General features: G+C 46.8%; 18 protein-coding genes. 10 read left to right on the forward strand and 8 right to left on the reverse strand.

The features are described 5' to 3' along the window. The first annotated feature begins 3 nt into the window (after positions 1-3). The 3 genes from GUA87_RS12905 to arsJ are packed head-to-tail and all read left to right on the forward strand — an operon-like array spanning position 4 to position 2,609. Positions 4-345, forward strand: a complete 342-nt coding sequence (locus GUA87_RS12905) for an ArsR/SmtB family transcription factor (RefSeq protein WP_193716945.1) — start codon at positions 4-6, stop codon at positions 343-345. Position 346: 1 nt separating this feature from the next. Beyond that, positions 347-1,357, forward strand: a complete 1,011-nt coding sequence (locus GUA87_RS12910) for an ArsJ-associated glyceraldehyde-3-phosphate dehydrogenase (protein ID WP_193716946.1) — start codon at positions 347-349, stop codon at positions 1,355-1,357. 10 nt (positions 1,358-1,367) lie between these two features. Then, a complete protein-coding gene (arsJ, locus tag GUA87_RS12915) occupies positions 1,368-2,609 on the forward strand; it encodes an organoarsenical effux MFS transporter ArsJ (RefSeq protein WP_193716947.1) in 1,242 nt (413 codons plus the stop codon). A 30-nt stretch (positions 2,610-2,639) separates the two neighbouring features. Here arsJ and GUA87_RS12920 read toward each other — a convergent pair whose 3' ends face one another. Continuing rightward, positions 2,640-3,215: a TetR/AcrR family transcriptional regulator gene (locus GUA87_RS12920; protein WP_193716948.1), complete on the reverse strand. Its 576-nt coding sequence runs from the start codon at positions 3,213-3,215 to the stop codon at positions 2,640-2,642. A 104-nt stretch (positions 3,216-3,319) separates the two neighbouring features. Here GUA87_RS12920 and GUA87_RS12925 point away from each other — a divergent pair, with 104 nt between their 5' ends. Both GUA87_RS12925 and GUA87_RS12930 read left to right on the forward strand, forming a co-directional pair. Continuing rightward, entirely contained in the window at positions 3,320-3,913 is a 594-nt protein-coding gene (locus GUA87_RS12925) for an NAD(P)H-dependent oxidoreductase (protein ID WP_193716949.1), read from the forward strand. A gap of 127 nt (positions 3,914-4,040) precedes the next feature. Then, entirely contained in the window at positions 4,041-4,775 is a 735-nt protein-coding gene (locus tag GUA87_RS12930; RefSeq protein WP_193716950.1) for a substrate-binding periplasmic protein, read from the forward strand. A 48-nt stretch (positions 4,776-4,823) separates the two neighbouring features. On the opposite strand, the gene GUA87_RS12935 is transcribed toward GUA87_RS12930, so the two are convergent. From GUA87_RS12935 to GUA87_RS12945, 3 genes are all read right to left on the reverse strand, one after another. Further along, the gene (locus tag GUA87_RS12935) at positions 4,824-6,161 is read right to left on the reverse strand and encodes a TRAP transporter large permease (protein WP_193716951.1); all 1,338 of its coding nucleotides are present in this window, start codon (positions 6,159-6,161) and stop codon (positions 4,824-4,826) included. Between the two features lie 14 nt (positions 6,162-6,175). After that, on the reverse strand, positions 6,176-6,685 hold the full coding sequence (locus tag GUA87_RS12940; RefSeq protein ID WP_193716952.1) for a TRAP transporter small permease: 510 nt from the start codon (positions 6,683-6,685) through the stop codon (positions 6,176-6,178). A 63-nt stretch (positions 6,686-6,748) separates the two neighbouring features. Then, a complete protein-coding gene (locus tag GUA87_RS12945; protein WP_193716953.1) occupies positions 6,749-7,825 on the reverse strand; it encodes a C4-dicarboxylate TRAP transporter substrate-binding protein in 1,077 nt (358 codons plus the stop codon). 474 nt (positions 7,826-8,299) lie between these two features. Between GUA87_RS12945 and GUA87_RS12950 the strand changes: the two genes are divergently transcribed. Both GUA87_RS12950 and GUA87_RS12955 read left to right on the forward strand, forming a co-directional pair. Next, the gene (locus GUA87_RS12950; RefSeq protein WP_321575914.1) at positions 8,300-9,154 is read left to right on the forward strand and encodes a TauD/TfdA dioxygenase family protein; all 855 of its coding nucleotides are present in this window, start codon (positions 8,300-8,302) and stop codon (positions 9,152-9,154) included. A 79-nt stretch (positions 9,155-9,233) separates the two neighbouring features. Then, entirely contained in the window at positions 9,234-9,992 is a 759-nt protein-coding gene (locus tag GUA87_RS12955; RefSeq protein WP_193716954.1) for a DUF4197 domain-containing protein, read from the forward strand. A gap of 34 nt (positions 9,993-10,026) precedes the next feature. Here GUA87_RS12955 and GUA87_RS12960 read toward each other — a convergent pair whose 3' ends face one another. Next, on the reverse strand, positions 10,027-12,198 hold the full coding sequence (locus GUA87_RS12960) for an OsmC domain/YcaO domain-containing protein (RefSeq protein WP_193716955.1): 2,172 nt from the start codon (positions 12,196-12,198) through the stop codon (positions 10,027-10,029). Positions 12,199-12,369: 171 nt separating this feature from the next. On the opposite strand from GUA87_RS12960, the gene GUA87_RS12965 reads away from it, so the two are divergent. From GUA87_RS12965 to GUA87_RS12975, 3 genes are all read left to right on the forward strand, one after another. Next, positions 12,370-13,497, forward strand: a complete 1,128-nt coding sequence (locus GUA87_RS12965; RefSeq protein WP_193716956.1) for a cupin domain-containing protein — start codon at positions 12,370-12,372, stop codon at positions 13,495-13,497. A 96-nt stretch (positions 13,498-13,593) separates the two neighbouring features. Further along, positions 13,594-14,694, forward strand: coding sequence for a metal-dependent hydrolase (locus GUA87_RS12970; RefSeq protein WP_193716957.1), 1,101 nt, complete (start codon positions 13,594-13,596; stop codon positions 14,692-14,694). Continuing rightward, on the forward strand, positions 14,691-15,152 hold the full coding sequence (locus tag GUA87_RS12975) for a YaiI/YqxD family protein (protein ID WP_193717061.1): 462 nt from the start codon (positions 14,691-14,693) through the stop codon (positions 15,150-15,152). Before GUA87_RS12970 ends, GUA87_RS12975 begins: the two co-directional genes overlap by 4 nt. Positions 15,153-15,163: 11 nt before the next feature. On the opposite strand, the gene GUA87_RS12980 is transcribed toward GUA87_RS12975, so the two are convergent. Genes GUA87_RS12980 through GUA87_RS12990 form a run of 3 tightly spaced genes read right to left on the reverse strand, consistent with a single transcriptional unit; the run spans position 15,164 to position 18,250 of the window. Continuing rightward, on the reverse strand, positions 15,164-16,444 hold the full coding sequence (locus GUA87_RS12980; RefSeq protein ID WP_193716958.1) for an alanine racemase: 1,281 nt from the start codon (positions 16,442-16,444) through the stop codon (positions 15,164-15,166). Continuing rightward, positions 16,437-17,867 (reverse strand): D-arabinono-1,4-lactone oxidase, encoded by a 1,431-nt coding sequence (locus GUA87_RS12985; RefSeq protein ID WP_193716959.1) that lies wholly within the window; start codon positions 17,865-17,867, stop codon positions 16,437-16,439. The genes GUA87_RS12980 and GUA87_RS12985 overlap by 8 nt, the downstream gene beginning before the upstream one ends. Continuing rightward, entirely contained in the window at positions 17,867-18,250 is a 384-nt protein-coding gene (locus GUA87_RS12990; RefSeq protein ID WP_193716960.1) for a c-type cytochrome, read from the reverse strand. Before GUA87_RS12990 ends, GUA87_RS12985 begins: the two co-directional genes overlap by 1 nt. Positions 18,251-18,295: the final 45 nt, after the last annotated feature.

Genomic DNA, 18,295 nt, shown 5'->3' on the forward strand with positions numbered 1-18,295 from the left:
GTTATGAATACTGAATCTGCTGTATATATATTATCTGCATTGGCCCATGAAACACGCTTGAGTGTTGTACGCCAACTCATCAAAGGCGGAGAAATGAGCGCCGGTGATCTCGCCACGACATTAAGGGCATCACCATCGACCCTGTCCGCGCATCTAAAAGACCTTAAATCTGCCGGTATTATTTCCAGCACCAGAAAAGGCCGTTTTATTCATTATCAGGCGAACATTCAGATTGTGGGTGATCTTATCAGTTTTCTATTTTTGGAATGCTGTAACGGACAACCTGAAGCCTGTTCCCCTCAACTGAGGTTTTTAGAAGTGATTAGCGACACAAAGGATATTTAGGATGACTATTCGCATTGGAATTAATGGATTTGGTCGCATGGGGCGGCTTGCCATGCGTGTCGCTTGGGATTGGCCGGAACTTGAAATTGTCCATATTAACGAGGTTAAGGGCGGTGCCGAGTGCGCGGCACATCTTCTTGAATTTGATACTATTCATGGAAGATGGCCTCATCCGGTCACGTCCAATGGTACTGATACTATCCGCATTTGTGATAAATCCGTTAGCTTCAGCGAGGCCAGTAAACCAAGTGACGTAAACTGGGGTGATATGGGAGTCGATATTGTCCTTGAGTGTACAGGAAAGTTTAAAACACCTGAAACACTGCAACCCTATTATGAAAAAGGCGTCAAAAAGGTTATTGTTGCGGCCCCGGTAAAAGATGAAGCCTTAAACATAGTCTATGGCGTCAATCATCATCTTTATGATCCAGCAAAGCACAACCTTGTAACGGCCGCGTCCTGCACAACGAACTGCCTGGCCCCTGTCGTGAAAGTAATACACGAGAATTTGGGTATTGAGCGCGGCAGTATCACAACCATCCATGACGTTACCAATACGCAGACAATTGTAGACGGTCCACACCAAGACTTGCGTCGGGCGCGCTCTTGCTTGAACTCTTTAATCCCGACAACAACGGGATCCGCCAAAGCCATTACGATGATCTATCCGGAACTCACAGGCAAGCTTAATGGCCATGCCGTACGTGTCCCGCTTCTAAACGGATCCCTCACCGATTGCGTATTTGAAGTGAGCCGGAAAACAACAGCAGTAGAGATTAACTCCCTTTTCCAAAACGCCGCAGAAAACGGTTTAAGCGGCATCTTGGGTTTTGAGGCAAAGCCCCTTGTTTCGGCTGATTTCGTCAATGATGCACGCTCTTCCATTATTGACGGGCCATCAACCATGGTTGTGGATGACACCCACGTCAAAATCTATGCATGGTATGATAACGAGTGGGGTTACGTGAACCGCATGATCGATATTACCAAGCATATCGCCTCTTTTATGTGAGAATTAGACCATGGCGGATGTTAAAAATTATGCGGCGGTAACGGCTGCCTATTGGGCTTTTACGCTCACGGATGGCGCTTTGCGCATGCTCGTCTTGCTCCATTTCCATCACATCGGATATTCGCCATTAGATCTTGCGTTTCTTTTTTTACTTTATGAGGCGATGGGCATCCTGACCAATTTCTTCGGAGGTTGGATTGGTGCCCGATATGGCCTGAAGAGAACTCTGTTTGCCGGGCTTGGCATTCAGATCATTGCACTTTGCATGTTATCTGCCCTTTCTACCGAATGGACGATCGCCTTCTCTGTTATCTATGTGATGGCGGCACAAGCATTGTCAGGGGTCGCAAAAGATCTCACGAAAATGAGTTCAAAAAGTGCAATCAAACTCGTTGTGAAAGACGAAAACCAAGGACTTTTGTTCAAATGGGTTGCCCTGCTAACAGGCTCCAAGAATGCACTTAAAGGCCTAGGGTTCTTGCTGGGAGGCATCCTTCTAGGAGGATTGGGTTTTGAAAACTCCCTTTGGGCAATGGCAGGTATGCTTGCCGTTGTTCTGATAATTTCCGTTGCCGGCATCAAAGGAGAACTTGGAAAAGCCAAAGAAAAAATCAAAGGAAAAGATCTCTTCTCCAAAACGAAGGAAATCAACTACTTATCTGCGGCAAGGATATTCCTTTTCGCATCCCGTGACGTCTGGTTTGTCGTGGGGGTGCCTGTATTTCTGTACAGTTCATTCGGTTGGAATTTCGATCAAGTAGGCGGCTTCATGGCGGCATGGGTGATCGGGTATGGCATCGTTCAGGCCTATGTTCCGAAGTTGCTTCGCAACACAAAAAGCGCAGGTGACGCTGCACGCGCAGCCAAAATATGGGGTGCTATTTTAGCTTCCCTACCCTTGCTTATTGCCGCTGGGATGAGCGACAAAGTCCAAAGCGCCATTGGCCTTAGCTTCAATACAAACGAAGTTGCCTATATTCTGGTAGGTGGCCTTCTCTTATTCGGCGCAGTATTTGCGGTGAACTCATCGGTTCACTCCTACCTGATCGTCGCCTATTCCGATCATGACAAAGTCACCCTAAATGTTGGTTTTTATTATATGGCCAACGCCATTGGACGGCTCGGCGGGACACTCCTATCAGGTTTGGTTTTTCAGTATGCTGGGCTTACAGCTTGTTTACTGGTTTCTGCTGGGCTTCTAGTTACTTCATTTGTCCTTGTAGCTCCTCTTTCCAGGCCATCACTGAAATAGCCCCTCCTTTTAACTGGATATATAAAATGCTTAACCAGGTGTGAGCCAAGCCTTGAGATAAGGTAATAGCCTGTCTTTAATGGGCAGATCATTGTGCAAAGCGCAGAAATGACTTCCCATTGCCTGCACCATAAAAGCTGTTACCCCTTCCGCTTGAAGTTGACTGGATATATCGGTCCGGAACGGATGATCATTCAGCCATTTTTGAAAAATCTGTTCATGCCTGAAGAAAGTGGTGGCAATGACACCTATTTCCTCGACCGCAGCTGCACCACAATAACGAAGAATAACGTCGAAAACGTATCTTTCACTCGTCATAAACTGACAAAGTGGATCCAAAGCATTGACCATCTCTTCGACTGTTTTTGGGCCGGAACGCGCTTCAAGTTCATCAAGATGTTCGTTGATTTTTGCCCCAATCATCAGATCCATCAAGGCGTCTTTATCTTTGAAATGTGCAAAGAAAGTCCCTTTGGCAGTCTTTGCCCTTGTCACGACGTCTTCCACCCGCAAAGCTGCATAGCCATTTTCAGCGATGATTTCCTCTGCGGCGGCAATAAGTTTGGCTCTTGTCTGTTGAGCCCTTTTCTGAACGGTTTTTTCCATCCTCTCTTATTACAGATTTTTTGACCGTGGTCAAAAATAGTTATTGACCATGGTCATTTTCATTCTTATTTATTGACCACGGTCAATTTTAATTAGGAAAGCTTATGAAACAGAAACGCATTTTCATTTTGAACGGACATCCCGCGGAGGCATCGTTAAATCGCACCCTTGCTGAAACCTATGCAACAACAGCTCAGAGCGCTGGACATGAGGTTCGTCTAATTCATTTATGTGATGTCTCATTTGATCCTGACTTTGGATATGGCGGGTTTGAGAACACAAAACCACTTGAAGCTGACTTAACAAGGATCATGGACAATATCGATTGGTGTGACCACTTCGTTATTACAACACCCATGTGGTGGGGTAGTCTTCCAGCCAAATTGAAAGGTTTCTTTGATCGCGCCTTTTTGCCAGGAACAGCCTTCAATTCACGCAAAAGAAATTGGCTTGGAATGCCAGAACCCATGCTAACTGGCAAAACAGGGCATGTACTGATGACGTCAGACACACCTGGCTGGGCGATGAGCTGGTTTTACAAGAACGCAATGATCCGGCAGATTAAGGATCAAATTCTTGGTTTTGTAGGCATAAAACCTGTCAAATTCACACATTTCACAGGAGCGAGCGAGCCAAAAGAAGGGCTGGTAAATAACTGGATCGCGGAAGTCAGCCGCCTTGGAACCAACGCAGCATAAGGATCCCTCATCCTCTGTCTCCCACAATGTGGGCAATGATTTTCCTCATACTTTTCTTTTAGGTCTTTCTTTCAGAACTAATTCTTATATTTTAATGATTAGGTGAAAGTAGTAATGAGTACCAATTATGAGAAAAATCCTTGCCCCCGTATTAGCTGCAATTCTTGCAACATTATTTAGCGTGAAGCATCCTACTGCTTCCGAGGTAGCTATTGTTTATACTTCCTATTTTTCTCACGTTGTCACGGAAGATCCTGAAAAACGTGGTATCGCCTATGATATCGTGAATGAGGTTTTTAAAACTGCAGGGCTAAAATACGAACTGAATATTCTGCCCTGGGCGCGCGCGCAACATATGGCGAAGCAAACACCAGAAGCTTTGATTTTTCCGCTTTCTTGGACAAAAACACGCGCCGAACATTATGTGTGGCAGGTAAATATTTTCAACAACCAAACACATTTCATTTCTTTCAACAACGAAAACCTGAGTGTTAAAGAGGCGAAAAATAAACTAATCGGCGTCCAGCTAAAATCTAGCTGGGACAACTGGCTGACTGAGCAGGGCTTTGAGAAAGTTTACAGGGTTCCGGGAGATGGTAGCGAGCTTTTAAAACAGCTCAATCAAAACAGAATTGATGCCTGGTATACGGACACCATTATTGCAGGCAGCGTATTGGGCGGCTTGGACAATCCCAAGATCACCTATAGTGATCCTGTGCAGATTTTTAAAACTTTTTTGGCGACCAATTCAAAAGCCCCCTACCCGCATCTTGATAAACTGGCCAAAGCACTTGAGAAGATCAAAGCATCCGGAAGGCTTGATGAGATATTCAAAAAATATGATATCCCGCCAAACTACTAAATTGACAAAAGAAAAGCCCGGTGTTGAACCGGGCTTTTTGTGTTTCATCTAAAGCAGGTTAGGTAACCACAGACTAATCTGTGGGAAAGCAATTAGAATAAACAAGGTGATAACATCCATCGCAAGAAACCAGATAATTCCTTTAAAGATGGTTTCCAGCTTCACCTGATTTCCAACAACCCCCTTCAAGACATAAACATTCAATCCGACGGGCGGGGTAATCAACCCAATTTCGAGGAATTTGACCATAATCACGCCAAACCAGATCAGATCGAAACCAAGACCCTCAACCACTGGTGTCACCACAGGAAGCGTGAGCAACATAATCCCCAACGGATCCATAAATGTCCCCAGGATGATGTAGACCAATGACAAGGCTAGCAGAATACCAAGTGGCGGAAGATCAAGGCCTACAGCCCAGTCAGCCAACACCCCGGCAACACCCGTAATCGCAATAAATCCGACGAAGATTTTAGCTCCCAGAACAACAGCAAAAATACTACTGATCTGCGTAACGGTCTCTACGATCGCATTTCTGGAAGTCTCTCGGTTCAGGCGCTTTGACAGAAACCCTAGTACCCACGCACCGAGCGCCCCTACGGCGGCGGCTTCGGTTGGTGTTACGAAACCCGTGTAAATGCCCCCCATAATGATGACAAAGAGGACAATAATAGACCAGGTCCCTTTTAAGGATTTGAACTTTTGCTCCCATGTGACCGCTTCAGGTGCCGGTGCAAGTTCAGGGTTGATCTTCGCCCGAACCCAAATCATACCCATGTAGATCAGGGCAGACAAAACACCTGGAATAAAGCCAGCCATCAGTAGCTTGCCTACGGATTGTTCCGTAAAGATGCCGTAGAGGATCATCAAGATACTTGGCGGGATCAGAGATCCCAATGTACCACTTGCTGCGACCACACCGGTCGCAAGTCCTTTGTCATACTTGTATCGCAGCATTTCCGGTACGGCAAGCTTACCCATCGCCGCTGCGGTTGCAAGGCTGGAGCCACTGACCGCTGCGAACATGGCGCAGCCGGCTACGGATGCCATCGCCAGACCACCTTTCAGTCCGCCAAGCCACATCCGGGACGTGTGATAAATATCCTTAGTAAAGCCTGCGTGAAACGCAACATATCCCATCATCAAAAACAGTGGAATTGCAACAAGTGAAAATGACGCGATAAAGGAGAAGGGTTCAAAACTGACAAAAGACCAGGCCGCATCAAGACCACGTTCAAAATCAAATTCACTACCGCTTGGCCAACCAATGGCAATGATCAATCCGACAAACCCTACAGTGCCAAGTGCAAACGCCATGGGGACCTGCAGGAAAATCAAGACAAGCAGGACAACAAGTCCCACAATGCCCAATGTTAATGGTTCCATTTTCTATAAATCCCCTAGTGTTCCAACGGCATATAAGTCGTCTCTTCAGACGGGCCATTCACAAACGCAAGAAACAGATCCAGCACAAGCCGTACAAGCAGCAAACCGGATCCAATGAAAACAGAACCACGTGAAGGCCATTCTTTAATTTCAAGCGGACCTTCAAAAATAGCACCATCCACATAGGCTGTGTGCGCATCCCCAAAAGATGCCAACGTGACAATCCCCATAAAGAAGATGCCAACAAACAGTCCCAGTATTTTGCAGATATGCTTACCTTTAGGCCCCATATTGTCCGTTAGAATGGAGACACTTAAATGCTCCCCCCTCTTCTGAACATAGGCAAAGGGTAGAAAAACCATCACCACAAGCAGCGCCTGCATGATGATAATATCATCCGGGATCGCCACACCGATAAAATATCGGCCGCACACGGAGACAGTAATAAACAACATGATGAAGATCAGGAATGCCATAGACATATAGGCAAATATGTCACTGATCCAATTGACAAATCTATTCATAGGATACCCCCTAAAAAAAGTGCGGCTAAGCCGAGCCGCACCTTTTCCAATTACTTGTTCTTATTAGTTACGGGTCCAGGGGTACCCTTTATCAGCGAGTTCTTTTTCGTACTTTGCTCTGATTTCTTCAAACTTGGCATAGAAAGCATCTGCATCCACACCTTTTTCGCCTGCTTTTTCTTTCCAGCTTGTCACGAAACCAGCACCCGCTGCTTGCCATTTTTCAACATCTTTAACGGTGTGGATCTGAACTTTCTTGCCGTCAATGCCAGCTGTCATTTTTGCTTTCGCATCAGCAACAGCACCGTTATAGCTTTTGGCGAAGTGGTCCATCATTTCCACACTCACTTGATCAAGGATCTCGCGATTGTTATCAGACAATTTCTTGTATGTTTTCAAGTTGATACCAAGACCGAAGCCCAGAACCTGCCCCATGGAAATTTCTGTGATATGACCAGCAACTTCATAATGTTTATATGCTTTTACAGCCTGAATATAGTTCTGTGTCGCATCGATGGTACCGCGGTCCAGCGCCTGATAAAGCTCACCAAAACCGACTTTCACAGTGGAGGCACCCAAATTCTTCAGAAGGGCGGTCCAGCCACCACTTGTTCTGAATTTCTTACCCTTCACATCCTCAACGGTTGTGATCGGCTCTTTCGAGAGAATATCAACCGCACCGGTTGAGAAGTTTGCCACAATACGGACATTCTTTTTCTGTGTTTCTTGGCGAAGTTCAGGCGCAGCTTGCCTCATTTCATGCCAAGTCCGCATCCCAACCCAAACATCGGACACACCAAACGGTGCATTCGCGAGGTTCCAAAGTGGAAGTTCCGCTGGTGTATAAATACCAAGGATTGTTCCAGAGTCCGCAAGCCCTGCGCCCACCGCTTTCATCGTTTCCTTGGCTTTCACCAAAGATTGACTCCAATAAATCTTAACAGTGACCTCGTTATTTGTACGCTTTGCAAGTTCATCTGCCCACCACTGTAGTGCTTCAGCGCGTGGGCCACGTGGTGGACCAAGATCTGAATAACGAAGTTCCAGCGCTTCTGCTGTTGTTGCCGCAACGCCTAACGCCATGCCTCCCAGCACAAAAGTGGAGATTACTTTCCTACCGATACCCTTTATTTTCTGCATCACGTTCCTCCCAGATTTGAAGCAGTTTTTTTCTTATTGGACCCGCTGCTTCTTATTATTTGGACAGCGTTACCTTGCGCTTTATTACTTTTTAAATATGTCGCGCATTCAATTCTTTCGTGCTTTTTGGATTAAAGTCAACAGGGAGAAATCCGCCTCACTTTATTTTTTCCTCATATTGGAACCGATCTATTCCAAATTTCGCTGGCCTACAAACCACTTGAAATTGAAATCATCCCAGCACGAAATCCGCAGTTTTCAGTGAGTATCGATAGCTGAGTGTCTGTGCCATCTTTAACAAATTCGAATATGCGCATAAGATGGTCCATTTGGATCACAAGTTATCGAGGAACAACCAAATCTATATTTTGTTTTTCTTTTATATTGCTTTCTCTCATTTTATGGAAAGATAATGGAGAAAAAGAGAATCAATAGACCTCTAAAAACAAACAAAAATCTCAAGGGAGTTCTGTCGTGCTTTCAAATTCAGTGTCTTTTCGCCGGACAAATGGCGGTGTTGGTGCTTTCGTGGAAAACGTGGACTTATCAGAACCACTGAGCCCGGAACTTGTAAACACCTTAAAGTCTGGATTGGGAGAGCACGGCGTCCTTTTCTTCCGCGATCAGGATATTGATGCTGATGCCCACCAGGCTTTTGCAGAATGTCTTGGCAACATTGACATCAATCGCTTTTTTAAACCTGTAGATGGATACCCAAAAATTGCTGAAGTGAGGAAGGAGCCGGATCAGAAATATGCGATTGGCGAAGATTGGCATACGGATCATTCCTATGACCAGATCCCTGCCCTTGGCTCAATTCTGCTTGCCCGCGAACTGCCGTCCCGTGGAGGTGATACCATGTTCTCAAACATGTACGCGGCCTATGAAGCATTGTCAGATGGATTAAAGGAAGTGCTGGATGGCCTTCAAGCAAACCACTCTTCCCGTCATCGTTTTGGATATCAGTCCACGGCAAACAAAAACTCCAAGGATACTGGTGGACGTCTCGGCAATCCAGATCTGGCGACACAGGATGCCGTTCATCCTGTCGTTATCACCCACCCTATCAGCGGCAAAAAAGCCCTCTATGTAAATCGTGCATTTACTTTGGGATTTGTTGGCTGGACAGAAGCAGAAAGCAAAGCGCTTTTGGACCTCCTCTATAATCATGCAAGCCAGCCAGAATTCACCTATCGTTTTGAATGGGAACCCGGTTCAGTCGCCATGTGGGATAACCGTGCCACCTGGCACAAAGCCCTCAACGATTACCACGGCGAACGCCGCCTAATGCACCGCATCACATTGGAAGGCGAAGCCTTGTACGCATAGAGAAACAAATATAGTCGATTTTTTGCCACAGTCATGTGGCACCCTATAATTCAGTTAGCTATTTCAATAGGGACCTACCATGAAACGCCTCCTCATTAGCGCACTTGCGATCTCAGTTTTTACCGCTGCAGGCTCAGCCTCCGCCAGTTCGGATTTATTTAAAAGCCTGAAAGATGCGGCGACTAAGGCCGTTGAGCAGACAACGAACTCCGAAAGCAGCTCTTCCAGTCAGCTTGGAATTTCTGAAATTACGGAAGGCCTAAAAGAGGCCTTGAAAGTGGGAACAGAGCGGGTCGTTGGGCAAATCGGGGCCGATGGCGGTTATGAAAATGATCCCGACATTCACATCCCCCTGCCCGAGGCAATGCAGAAAGCGCAATCCTACCTTCGTCAGTTTGGCCTTTCAGGCATGGCAGATGAGGTGGAAAGCAAACTGAATGAAGGGGCAGAAGCGGCAGCCCCTAAAGCCAAAGAACTGATCTGGAAAGCCATTACCGAAATGACTTTGGAAGATGCACAGAAAATCTATGATGGTCCTGATGATGCGGCCACACAATATTTCCGTAAAGTCTCCACAGATGATTTGATGGAAACTGTCCGCCCGGTGATTGATCAATCTTTAGAAGATGTTGGTGCCATTGCCGCCTATGACAATCTGATCGGTGAATATAAAAAATATCCGTTCGTTCCAAATATTCAGGCTGATCTTACTGAACACGCAACAGAATTGGCACTTGAAGGCCTTTTCCATTACCTCGCCAAGGAAGAAGCAGAAATTCGTAATAATCCGGTTGCCCGGACAACTGATATTCTGAAATCCGTCTTTGGCGGTGCCTAACAAAAAGCCCCCTTTCATTCAGGGGGCTCTCCAATTATCTGTTTTTAGCACGTGCGCTATGAAGTTTCTGGTAGCTTTCAATCATCCTGAGATGCTTATCGAGCCCCTCTAGCTTCATGCTGGTTTTGGTAAGGCCAGAGAATTTCACTTCTCCGGTTACTGAACCGACAACCTGTTCCATCACCTTCGGGCCATACATACGGGTTAAGCTCGGCAGGTAATCATCCAATTCCAGGTCATCTTCAATGGCAATGTCCACAACGGCGCTCATGGCACGATAGAACAAAATACGCTCCACCGTGTTGTCATTGAAATTGAGGAAATCAACAATGATCTCCTTAGCTTCTTCAAACTGACCAAGGGCAAGGTGAAGCATGATTTTAAGCTCCCCCACATCCAGTTTGCCCCAAACCGTGTTTTCATCAAAAACAATGCCGATCAAATCTGAAATAAGGGTGTAATTATCCTCTTCACTCTCCTCAAGGCGTTCCAGAAGATCGTTAAGGGCGTCGTCATCCAGTGAATGGATATTGAGGATATCTTCCCGGAATTTAAGGGACTTATTGGTGTTATCCCAAATCAGATCTTCTGCGCCATATACTTCGGAATATCCGGGCACCAAAATCCGACAGGCTGACGCCCCGAAATCTTCATAGGTTGCAACATAGACTTCGTGCCCCAACTCTTCCAGAATACCCATCAGGGTCGCATTCTCTTCCTCGTTGGTGCCGCTGAAATCCCATTCACAGAATTCGTAATCATGTTTTTCACTAAAGAAACGCCATGACACCAGCCCGGTTGAGTCAATGAAGTGTTCCACAAAATTATTGGGCTCGCTCACTGCATGGCTGTTAAATGTGGGTGGCGGCACATCGTTTAGCCCCTCAAAACTCCGCCCTTGCATAAGCTCCGTCAGGGATCGCTCCAGCGCCACTTCAAAACTTGGATGGGCGCCAAAGGACGCAAAAACACCGCTTGTTTTCGGGTTCATCAGCGTCACACACATGACCGGGTATTTTCCGCCCAATGACGCGTCTTTGACGATAATGGGAAAACCCTTCTCTTCCAGTTCTTCTATACCGGCGAGAATGCTTGGATATTTAGCGAGCACTTCTTTCGGAACATCGGGAAGGGTGATTTCCTGTTCCAGAACTTGGCGCTTAATGGCCCGTTCAAAAATCTCAGACAGGCATTGAACTTTTGCCTCATGCAGGTTGTTACCAGCACTCATACCATTGCTGACGAACAGGTTTTCCAGAAGGTTCGACGGAAAATATACTGTTTCCTGATCAGAACTTCGTGTGAATGGTAGCGCAACGATCCCGCGATCCGCCCGGCCAGAGTTCGTATCAATAAGGTTAGAGGCTTTTAGCTCCCCATCCGGATTGTAAATCTCAAGGCAATGCTCATCCAACAGTCCTTCTGGGATTGCATCGTCAGGCCCGGGTTTGAACCATTTTTCGTTTGGATAATGGACAAATTCTGCATCTGCGATTTCTTCGCCAAAGAAATAATCATTGTAGAAGAAGTTACAGCTCATCCGCTCGATATACTCACCGAGGGCGGAACAAAGTGCGCTTTCCTGCGTTGCGCCCTTTCCATTTGTAAAGCACATCGGAGAGGCCGCTTCGCGGATATTGAGTGACCACACATTGGGGACAATGTTGCGCCATGACGCGACTTCAATTTTCACCCCAACATCCGCCAGCATCTTCGTCATGTTGGAGATGGTCTGCTCAAGCGGCAGATCTTTGCCAAGGATCATTGTGTTGCCTTCTGCCTCATAGCTTTCAAGCAATGATCCGGCATCCAGATCTTCAACAGCGTCAATTTTGAAATCAGGTCCCTGCTGGATAACTTTCTTAACCGTACAACGATCGGCGGACCTTAAGATGCCGATGCGATCTTTTTCAGAAATGGAGGATGGAAGTTCCACCTGAATTTGGAACATCTGGGCATACCGATTTTCTGGATCGATAATATTATTCTGGGAAACACGGATATCATCTGTTGGGATATCCCGCGCCAGACAATAGACCTTAATAAAATAAGCGGCGCAAAGCGCAGAAGACGCCAGAAAATAATCAAATGGACTTGGTGCTGTGCCATCACCTTTATAACGAATGGGCTGATCCGCGATGATTGAGAAATCATCAAATTTAGCTTCCAGCCGAAGGTTATCCAAAAAGTCTACGGTAATTTCCATCTGATCTGTCTTTCCAGAAAAAGGACACGAATGCCTGTCATCTTTTAGATAGGGCCATTTGTCAAACGATACCTACTTTTCCCGGGAAAAATTGACAGCGCCCCCCTCTTTCTTTACTCCAACAGCTATAGGTTTTACCCGTTTCCTCATACCAGTGAATAGGCTTCTTCCATGTCTCTTATTCTTGAACAATTGCCATCAGCAGAAGAATTTTTCAAAAGCTATTGGAATAAGAAAGCGTTTGTGGTTCGGGGTATGATCCCGAAAGACATTACAGAAGCATTGATTGATGAAGATCATCTGGCTGGCCTCGCCATGGAGGAGGATGTCAAATCCCGCCTTGTTCGCAAAGGTAGAAATATTGAGGACTGGCGTTGTGATTACGGCCCCTTTGAAGAGGAAGTCTTTTCTGAACTGGGTGAGGAAGATTGGAGCCTTCTGGTCCAAAATATTGATCAATATCACCCTGAAACCGCAGATCTGCTGACACTGTTTAACTTCTGTCCACGCTGGCTTCTGGATGACATTATGGTTAGCTTTTCCCCTAAAGGCGGCACCGTGGGCGCGCATACGGACAGTTACCATGTCTTTCTGATCCAGGGGAAAGGCGCACGCCGCTGGAAAGTGGCCCACGAGCCCATCAAGAATGAAGATTGCATAGAAGGCATTCCCCTTGAAATCCTGAAAGAAGGATTTGACGGTGAAGAGGTAACTGTTACCGAAGGTGATGTGATTTATATCCCGCCAAAATTTGGGCATGAAGGGGTTAGCCTTGAGCCTTCCCTTACCTACTCAGTTGGTTTTCTGGGCCCATCCCTTTCTGAAATGCTCAATGAATTTGGGCATTATCTGGAAGAACATCATGAAAATCCACCCCGTTACTTGGGTCAAAATCTGACGGAAGACGCAGCCCCCTTTCAAATTAGCACCCAACAGATTTCAGATTTCAAATCCTTTATGACGGATATCTTTGAAGAGGATTACTTCACCAAATGGCTTACCCAGTATTTCAGTCGCCCGATACATACAGATGAAGAAGAGACCTTGCCTGAGATAGAAGTGCCGGATCAAGACGACCTACTCGTGAAGCCACCAGAAGTTAAAATCCTGCTGGCTCCGTTAAAGAGCGCAAATAAATACAGTGTTTCCGTTGGTGATTGCTCCTTCGAGCTGGATCAAGAAGATCTTCCGCTCGTCAGCGCAATGGCCTCTGAGGAACCTTTTAAAGCCGAGATATTTAAAGACCATCCCGCACTCTTAAACACTTTATTGCAGCAGCATAAATTAGACATCATCTAAAGAGATACGCGATCACCATCACATCCGATTGCTTTTCTTGTTTCTTTTTTACGTATACCCATATGAAATACTCAAAATTCTGAGGAATGGGCGAGAATGGATTCAATAACACAGTTTGTCTTAGGCGCCGGGATTGGCGTTGCCTGTCTGGGTAAGAAACACGGTTTGCGAAAAGCGGCGCTCACAGGTGGTGTGTTAGGAACAATACCAGACCTCGATGTATTTTGGGATTACGGCGGACCACTGGAGAATTTTGTTTTCCATCGTTCCGCAACCCATTCTCTTATCGTGCAAACAATCGCGACTCCCCTACTCGCGGAAGGCCTTTGGCGCTTTTTCAAAAAACCGGAGGGCGGCAGGCTTGCCTTTTATCTGGCTGTTTTCCTCGCTTTTACGACCCATGCCTTGCTGGATGCGACAACCATATACGGCACCCAACTTCTTTGGCCATTTACGGATTATCCCTTTGGTGTAGGGTCCATGTTCATCATCGACCCACTCTACACCTTGCCCTTGCTGTTTATAACTCTTTGGGCGCTGATACGTCCTAAATGGACACCAGCTTACGGGAAAATCCTTAGCAGTGCCTTCATCCTTTCCACTGCGTATCTTGGGTGGTCTTTCGTTGCGCAAAGCGTTATGAAAGATAGAGCAGCCGAGCAGTTCGCTGCGCGCGGTATCGAGACAGATCAGATACTTGTCATCCCTTTACCCTTTACCACTTTCGCGTGGAAAGCGATCGCAATTCAGCCGGACACCTATACAAACCTGTACTTACCACTCGTCAATTCCAGCGATGAGCCGATCTTCTATTCCCATAAAAGATGGCCGAACCAACTGACCTGTGCGCAGCTTGATAATTATCCTGCCCACAATATTCTGAACGCCTTCACAAAAGGTTTCTATAGCTTGAGCGTAACAGGTGAAGACGAACTGGTTCAGGCAGACCTTCGCATGGGCATGACCCCAAATTATGTCTTCCAGTTTGAAATCCAGAATAAATCGAACACCCTACAAGAGCTGAAATCTCTCGCGAAACGCATCGGTTCTGAACGCTCGCAGGAGGGCGATTTGGAATGGCTTACCGGTATGGTAAAAGGTGACATTACAATTCGCCCTGCAGAACGCACTCAAGTACTAGAAAAGGATCAGCTTCTTTTGGCTCAATCACCGCATAAGTGTGAGAACACAGGATAAAAAATAAAATGATCAGAGTGTTTATTGATGCCGATGCGTGTCCGGTTAAAGATGAAACCTATCGAGTTGCGGGCCGACATCAAATCCTGAGTTATGTGGTCAGCAACGATTGGATGCGACTGCCGCAAAGCCCGCTTATTGAGCAAATCGTTGTTGATGCAGGGTTCGACGCTGCTGACAACTGGATCGCCGAGAATTGCACAGAGAAAGATGTGGTAATAACGGCTGATATTCCCCTTGCCGATCGATGTTTAAAAGTTGGAAGTGTTGTCCTTGGCCCAAACGGTAAGGAATTTACTTCCAATTCCATCGGCATGAAGATGGCAATGCGCGACCTCAACACGCACCTACGTGATACGGGTGAAATTACTGGCTACAATGCGCCCTTCTCAAAGAAAGACCGAAGCAACTTCCTAAACGCCCTCGAAAACTCAATTCAGAAGTTGAAGCGGCGCTGAATACCGGTCTTTTACCCTGATGCAGGATAAACCGGCCAGAATTCAGTAATATCTTCTCCGTCATAAATAGCAATATCCCCAAATTGAAGGAATACGGCTTCACTTTGCATGGGCCGGAAGAACACAAAATCATCAACGGTTATGTTTAAGTTCTCACCACCATTGAACATTTCCTGATTTGAAGAATTTCCCCAGATAGAGTTCGTCTCCAACCCGGGAGGATCTACCGGAACAGCTTTCCAATAGCCTCCATATATATAGATCGCCTTTTTGGAATTTGGGTTCATAGTCTGCTGAATACTATCAACAAAACCAAGCCCGGTAAGTGGTAGCTCGGTCTGATCATAAGTTTTCAGCACCGGTGTTGCGATAAAGGATGCTGCGGAAAACGGATCTAACGAGCTTAAGTCAAACTTGGAGGGCTTCACTAAAGCTGATCCAACAGACACTTCATTCGCAATCTCTGTGTTTGCGTAATTCCTAAATGTCGGACTGCCAGCGGCATTAAGGACGGACTGGTTAAGCGCTTCTTCTCCTATAACAGATTTAACCGCTTCTTTTGCAGCTTTGTATTTCTCCCAACTGTCTTGCAGGGCACGTTCGCGAAGCCCTAGAAGTTCAGGGTGGCCTGAGACGTGGGCTTCATATCCCATCAATCCGCTGAAACTCAAATTGGGATCAGCCTCAATTGTTTTTACAGCTGCAACGATGTCATTCTGTTCTCGGAAACCACCGCGATGAAGCCCAACATCTATTTCCAGTGAGATACGCATTGAAGCGCCGGTTTCGGACGCCAGTGCAGCATACTGTGCCAGTCGCTCAGGCGTATCAATCAACCACTGGACTCTCTCTCTTGCTTCTGGAATTCGTACTTCTTCCAAGAACTGTCGTGCGGCGGCAACGGGAAGCGGCTTTCCTAAAAGCTGATCGGCAGCCGGTTCCGACGCTGATTGCGCGATCAGCATGGGCAAATTGAACGTCATTAATCGGTTCGTTCCTGTGCGCTCCGCGATATGACGTATCAGGTTTTCCGATGGCAGCGATTTGGTAACAATGCGGTACTCCATACCATTGGCCAAACTGCTGTTTAATACGTCGATATTGGCGTCCAAGCGCTTTTTATCAATGATCAGTGTGGGGGTTGCAATGCCCGCACGTTTTAGTGCTGCTTGAAGTTCCACAAAATAGTTATTACGTGGTCCGCTATTATCATCTGGTCGCCCTAGATAAGCACCAGCGCCCGCCAGCGCCGCTCCGCCAATGAGTATGTTTCTTCGTGACAGTTTAGGCATTGAATTTTTCCCCGAATATTTTTGCCAGATGTGAATTTAGGAACTTACCCTCCGGATCAAGCGAGCGCCGAATTTCATTAAAATCCCTCAGGCGCGGATAAAGGTCTGTTAATTCCTCATACCCCAAAGAATGAAGTTTCCCCCAATGAGGCCTCCCTCCGTATTTCCGGAAAACTGGCTCAAGTTCCGTGAAGAAAAAGCTGTAATCCTCACTATGAGCTGCATGTACTGCCAGTGAAATGCGGTCCCCATCATTAAAAGGGCTCAACCACGCATCATCGTGAGCGGTTTTCCGAACCTCCATGGGGAAATAATTGGATGGGTTTTTCCCAAGTATCTGTGAAATCTCACGAAAAGCGGCGAAACCGTTTTCTACGGGAATATGATATTCCATCTCATTGAATTTCAACGTTCGTGTGGTCGCCAACATCTTCCAATAGATCTCATTTACATCTTCCACCTGCCCCCGCGGGAAAGCTGCCTCTAAAACCGTTTGCCTTAACCAAGGCCACCAGCCCAGATGGTCCCTGAACAGTTTCAGGGCATCGAGCATTTCGTTGCTATCTTCCTCAGGCGGCAGGCCCTCAACGTCTCCGTCATATTCATCATGGGATAAATCCGCAGCGAGAGACGCATTAGGGACATAAAAGAATTCATAGTTGCGGTGCTTTGCAAAACCTTCCTCAGCCCGCTCGACAATCTTCTGTGTTTCCTCCACCCAGAGCCGGCGACGCAGAGAATAATTTTCTCGTAACTGAAGTTTGTAATGGGTAATCACCCCAAGCGCGCCAAGTGATACCTTCGCCGCAGCAAACAGTTCCGGGTCTTTATCTCGGGTGATATCCAGCACCTGACCTGTAGGCGTGACCAGCGTCATACCATAGGCGTGATCATGCAGTGCTTTCAGTTTTGCCCCTGTCCCATGGGTTCCGGTGGCAAAAGATCCCGCAAGGGTTTGCACATCAATGTCTGGCAAATTATGAAAACCGAGGCCGACCTCATCGAGCAAGCGCGCAGCATGCCGAAGCCGGGTTCCCGCTCCCATTATTGCTGTTTCAGACGCCTGATCATGTTCTTCAATGCCAGCAAATTTGCTGATATCGACAATTGTGCCATTGCTGGGAACGAGGCCTGTGAACGAATGGCCACTCCCAACCGGGCGCACTCTTCCCTCTGACGTTTTCAACACATCAGCCAACTCATCAATTGAACCGGGAGCGGCAATCTGCCCTGGTGTTGCAACTTCAATTCCCGACCAATTAGACCATTGCCTTTGCCCTTCTGACACGGTGGTGGGAGATTTCGCAAAATCCTCCCGTGTTCGATCAGTTAAACTCCATGATGCATACTGAACGCCGGGAACGGCCGCGGCAATCCCAGCCCCAGCCGCCACCTGAATGGCACGTCGTCTACTAACCCCCATTACGAAGCCTCCTTTGCCATAAATTCAATCAAGCGCTTGAAGTCATCATCACCGCAATCATTGCAAAGCCCCATGGCGGGCATGGTTTCAAGGCCATTTTTTACAGAATTGATCAGACCGTCCATCCCACGTGCGTTCATACGCGTCTGCCAAGCTTCAGAATGCCCTGTCAAAGGAGCCTTACTTTCCTTATCGGTGTGGCAGGCACGGCAGGATCTATCGTAGATTTCAGCTTGGGTGGGGTCAGATGGAGTAGCATTTTCAGCATATCGAAGTTGAAGATCTGAAAGCGCGGAAACGGTCGCCCCTCCACTTCCGAAGAAAAAATACGCCCCAACGGCTATCAGACTAATCGCCCCAAATCCCAGAATTATTTTTTTCACTTAGAGTCCCCTCACTCCAGCAAGTTCATTATTATAGTAAAAGCT

The organism is Sneathiella sp. P13V-1 (genome assembly GCF_015143595.1).
Classification (GTDB): domain Bacteria; phylum Pseudomonadota; class Alphaproteobacteria; order Sneathiellales; family Sneathiellaceae; genus Sneathiella.

Coding starts and splice junctions, on each gene's coding strand:
- GUA87_RS12905 (WP_193716945.1), top strand. CDS start 4: ATGAATACTGAATCTGCTGTATATATATTATCTGCATTGGCCCATGAA.
- GUA87_RS12910 (WP_193716946.1), top strand. CDS start 347: ATGACTATTCGCATTGGAATTAATGGATTTGGTCGCATGGGGCGGCTT.
- arsJ (WP_193716947.1), top strand. CDS start 1,368: ATGGCGGATGTTAAAAATTATGCGGCGGTAACGGCTGCCTATTGGGCT.
- GUA87_RS12920 (WP_193716948.1), bottom strand. CDS start 3,215: ATGGAAAAAACCGTTCAGAAAAGGGCTCAACAGACAAGAGCCAAACTT.
- GUA87_RS12925 (WP_193716949.1), top strand. CDS start 3,320: ATGAAACAGAAACGCATTTTCATTTTGAACGGACATCCCGCGGAGGCA.
- GUA87_RS12930 (WP_193716950.1), top strand. CDS start 4,041: ATGAGAAAAATCCTTGCCCCCGTATTAGCTGCAATTCTTGCAACATTA.
- GUA87_RS12935 (WP_193716951.1), bottom strand. CDS start 6,161: ATGGAACCATTAACATTGGGCATTGTGGGACTTGTTGTCCTGCTTGTC.
- GUA87_RS12940 (WP_193716952.1), bottom strand. CDS start 6,685: ATGAATAGATTTGTCAATTGGATCAGTGACATATTTGCCTATATGTCT.
- GUA87_RS12945 (WP_193716953.1), bottom strand. CDS start 7,825: ATGCAGAAAATAAAGGGTATCGGTAGGAAAGTAATCTCCACTTTTGTG.
- GUA87_RS12955 (WP_193716954.1), top strand. CDS start 9,234: ATGAAACGCCTCCTCATTAGCGCACTTGCGATCTCAGTTTTTACCGCT.
- GUA87_RS12960 (WP_193716955.1), bottom strand. CDS start 12,198: ATGGAAATTACCGTAGACTTTTTGGATAACCTTCGGCTGGAAGCTAAA.
- GUA87_RS12965 (WP_193716956.1), top strand. CDS start 12,370: ATGTCTCTTATTCTTGAACAATTGCCATCAGCAGAAGAATTTTTCAAA.
- GUA87_RS12970 (WP_193716957.1), top strand. CDS start 13,594: ATGGATTCAATAACACAGTTTGTCTTAGGCGCCGGGATTGGCGTTGCC.
- GUA87_RS12980 (WP_193716958.1), bottom strand. CDS start 16,444: ATGCCTAAACTGTCACGAAGAAACATACTCATTGGCGGAGCGGCGCTG.
- GUA87_RS12985 (WP_193716959.1), bottom strand. CDS start 17,867: ATGGGGGTTAGTAGACGACGTGCCATTCAGGTGGCGGCTGGGGCTGGG.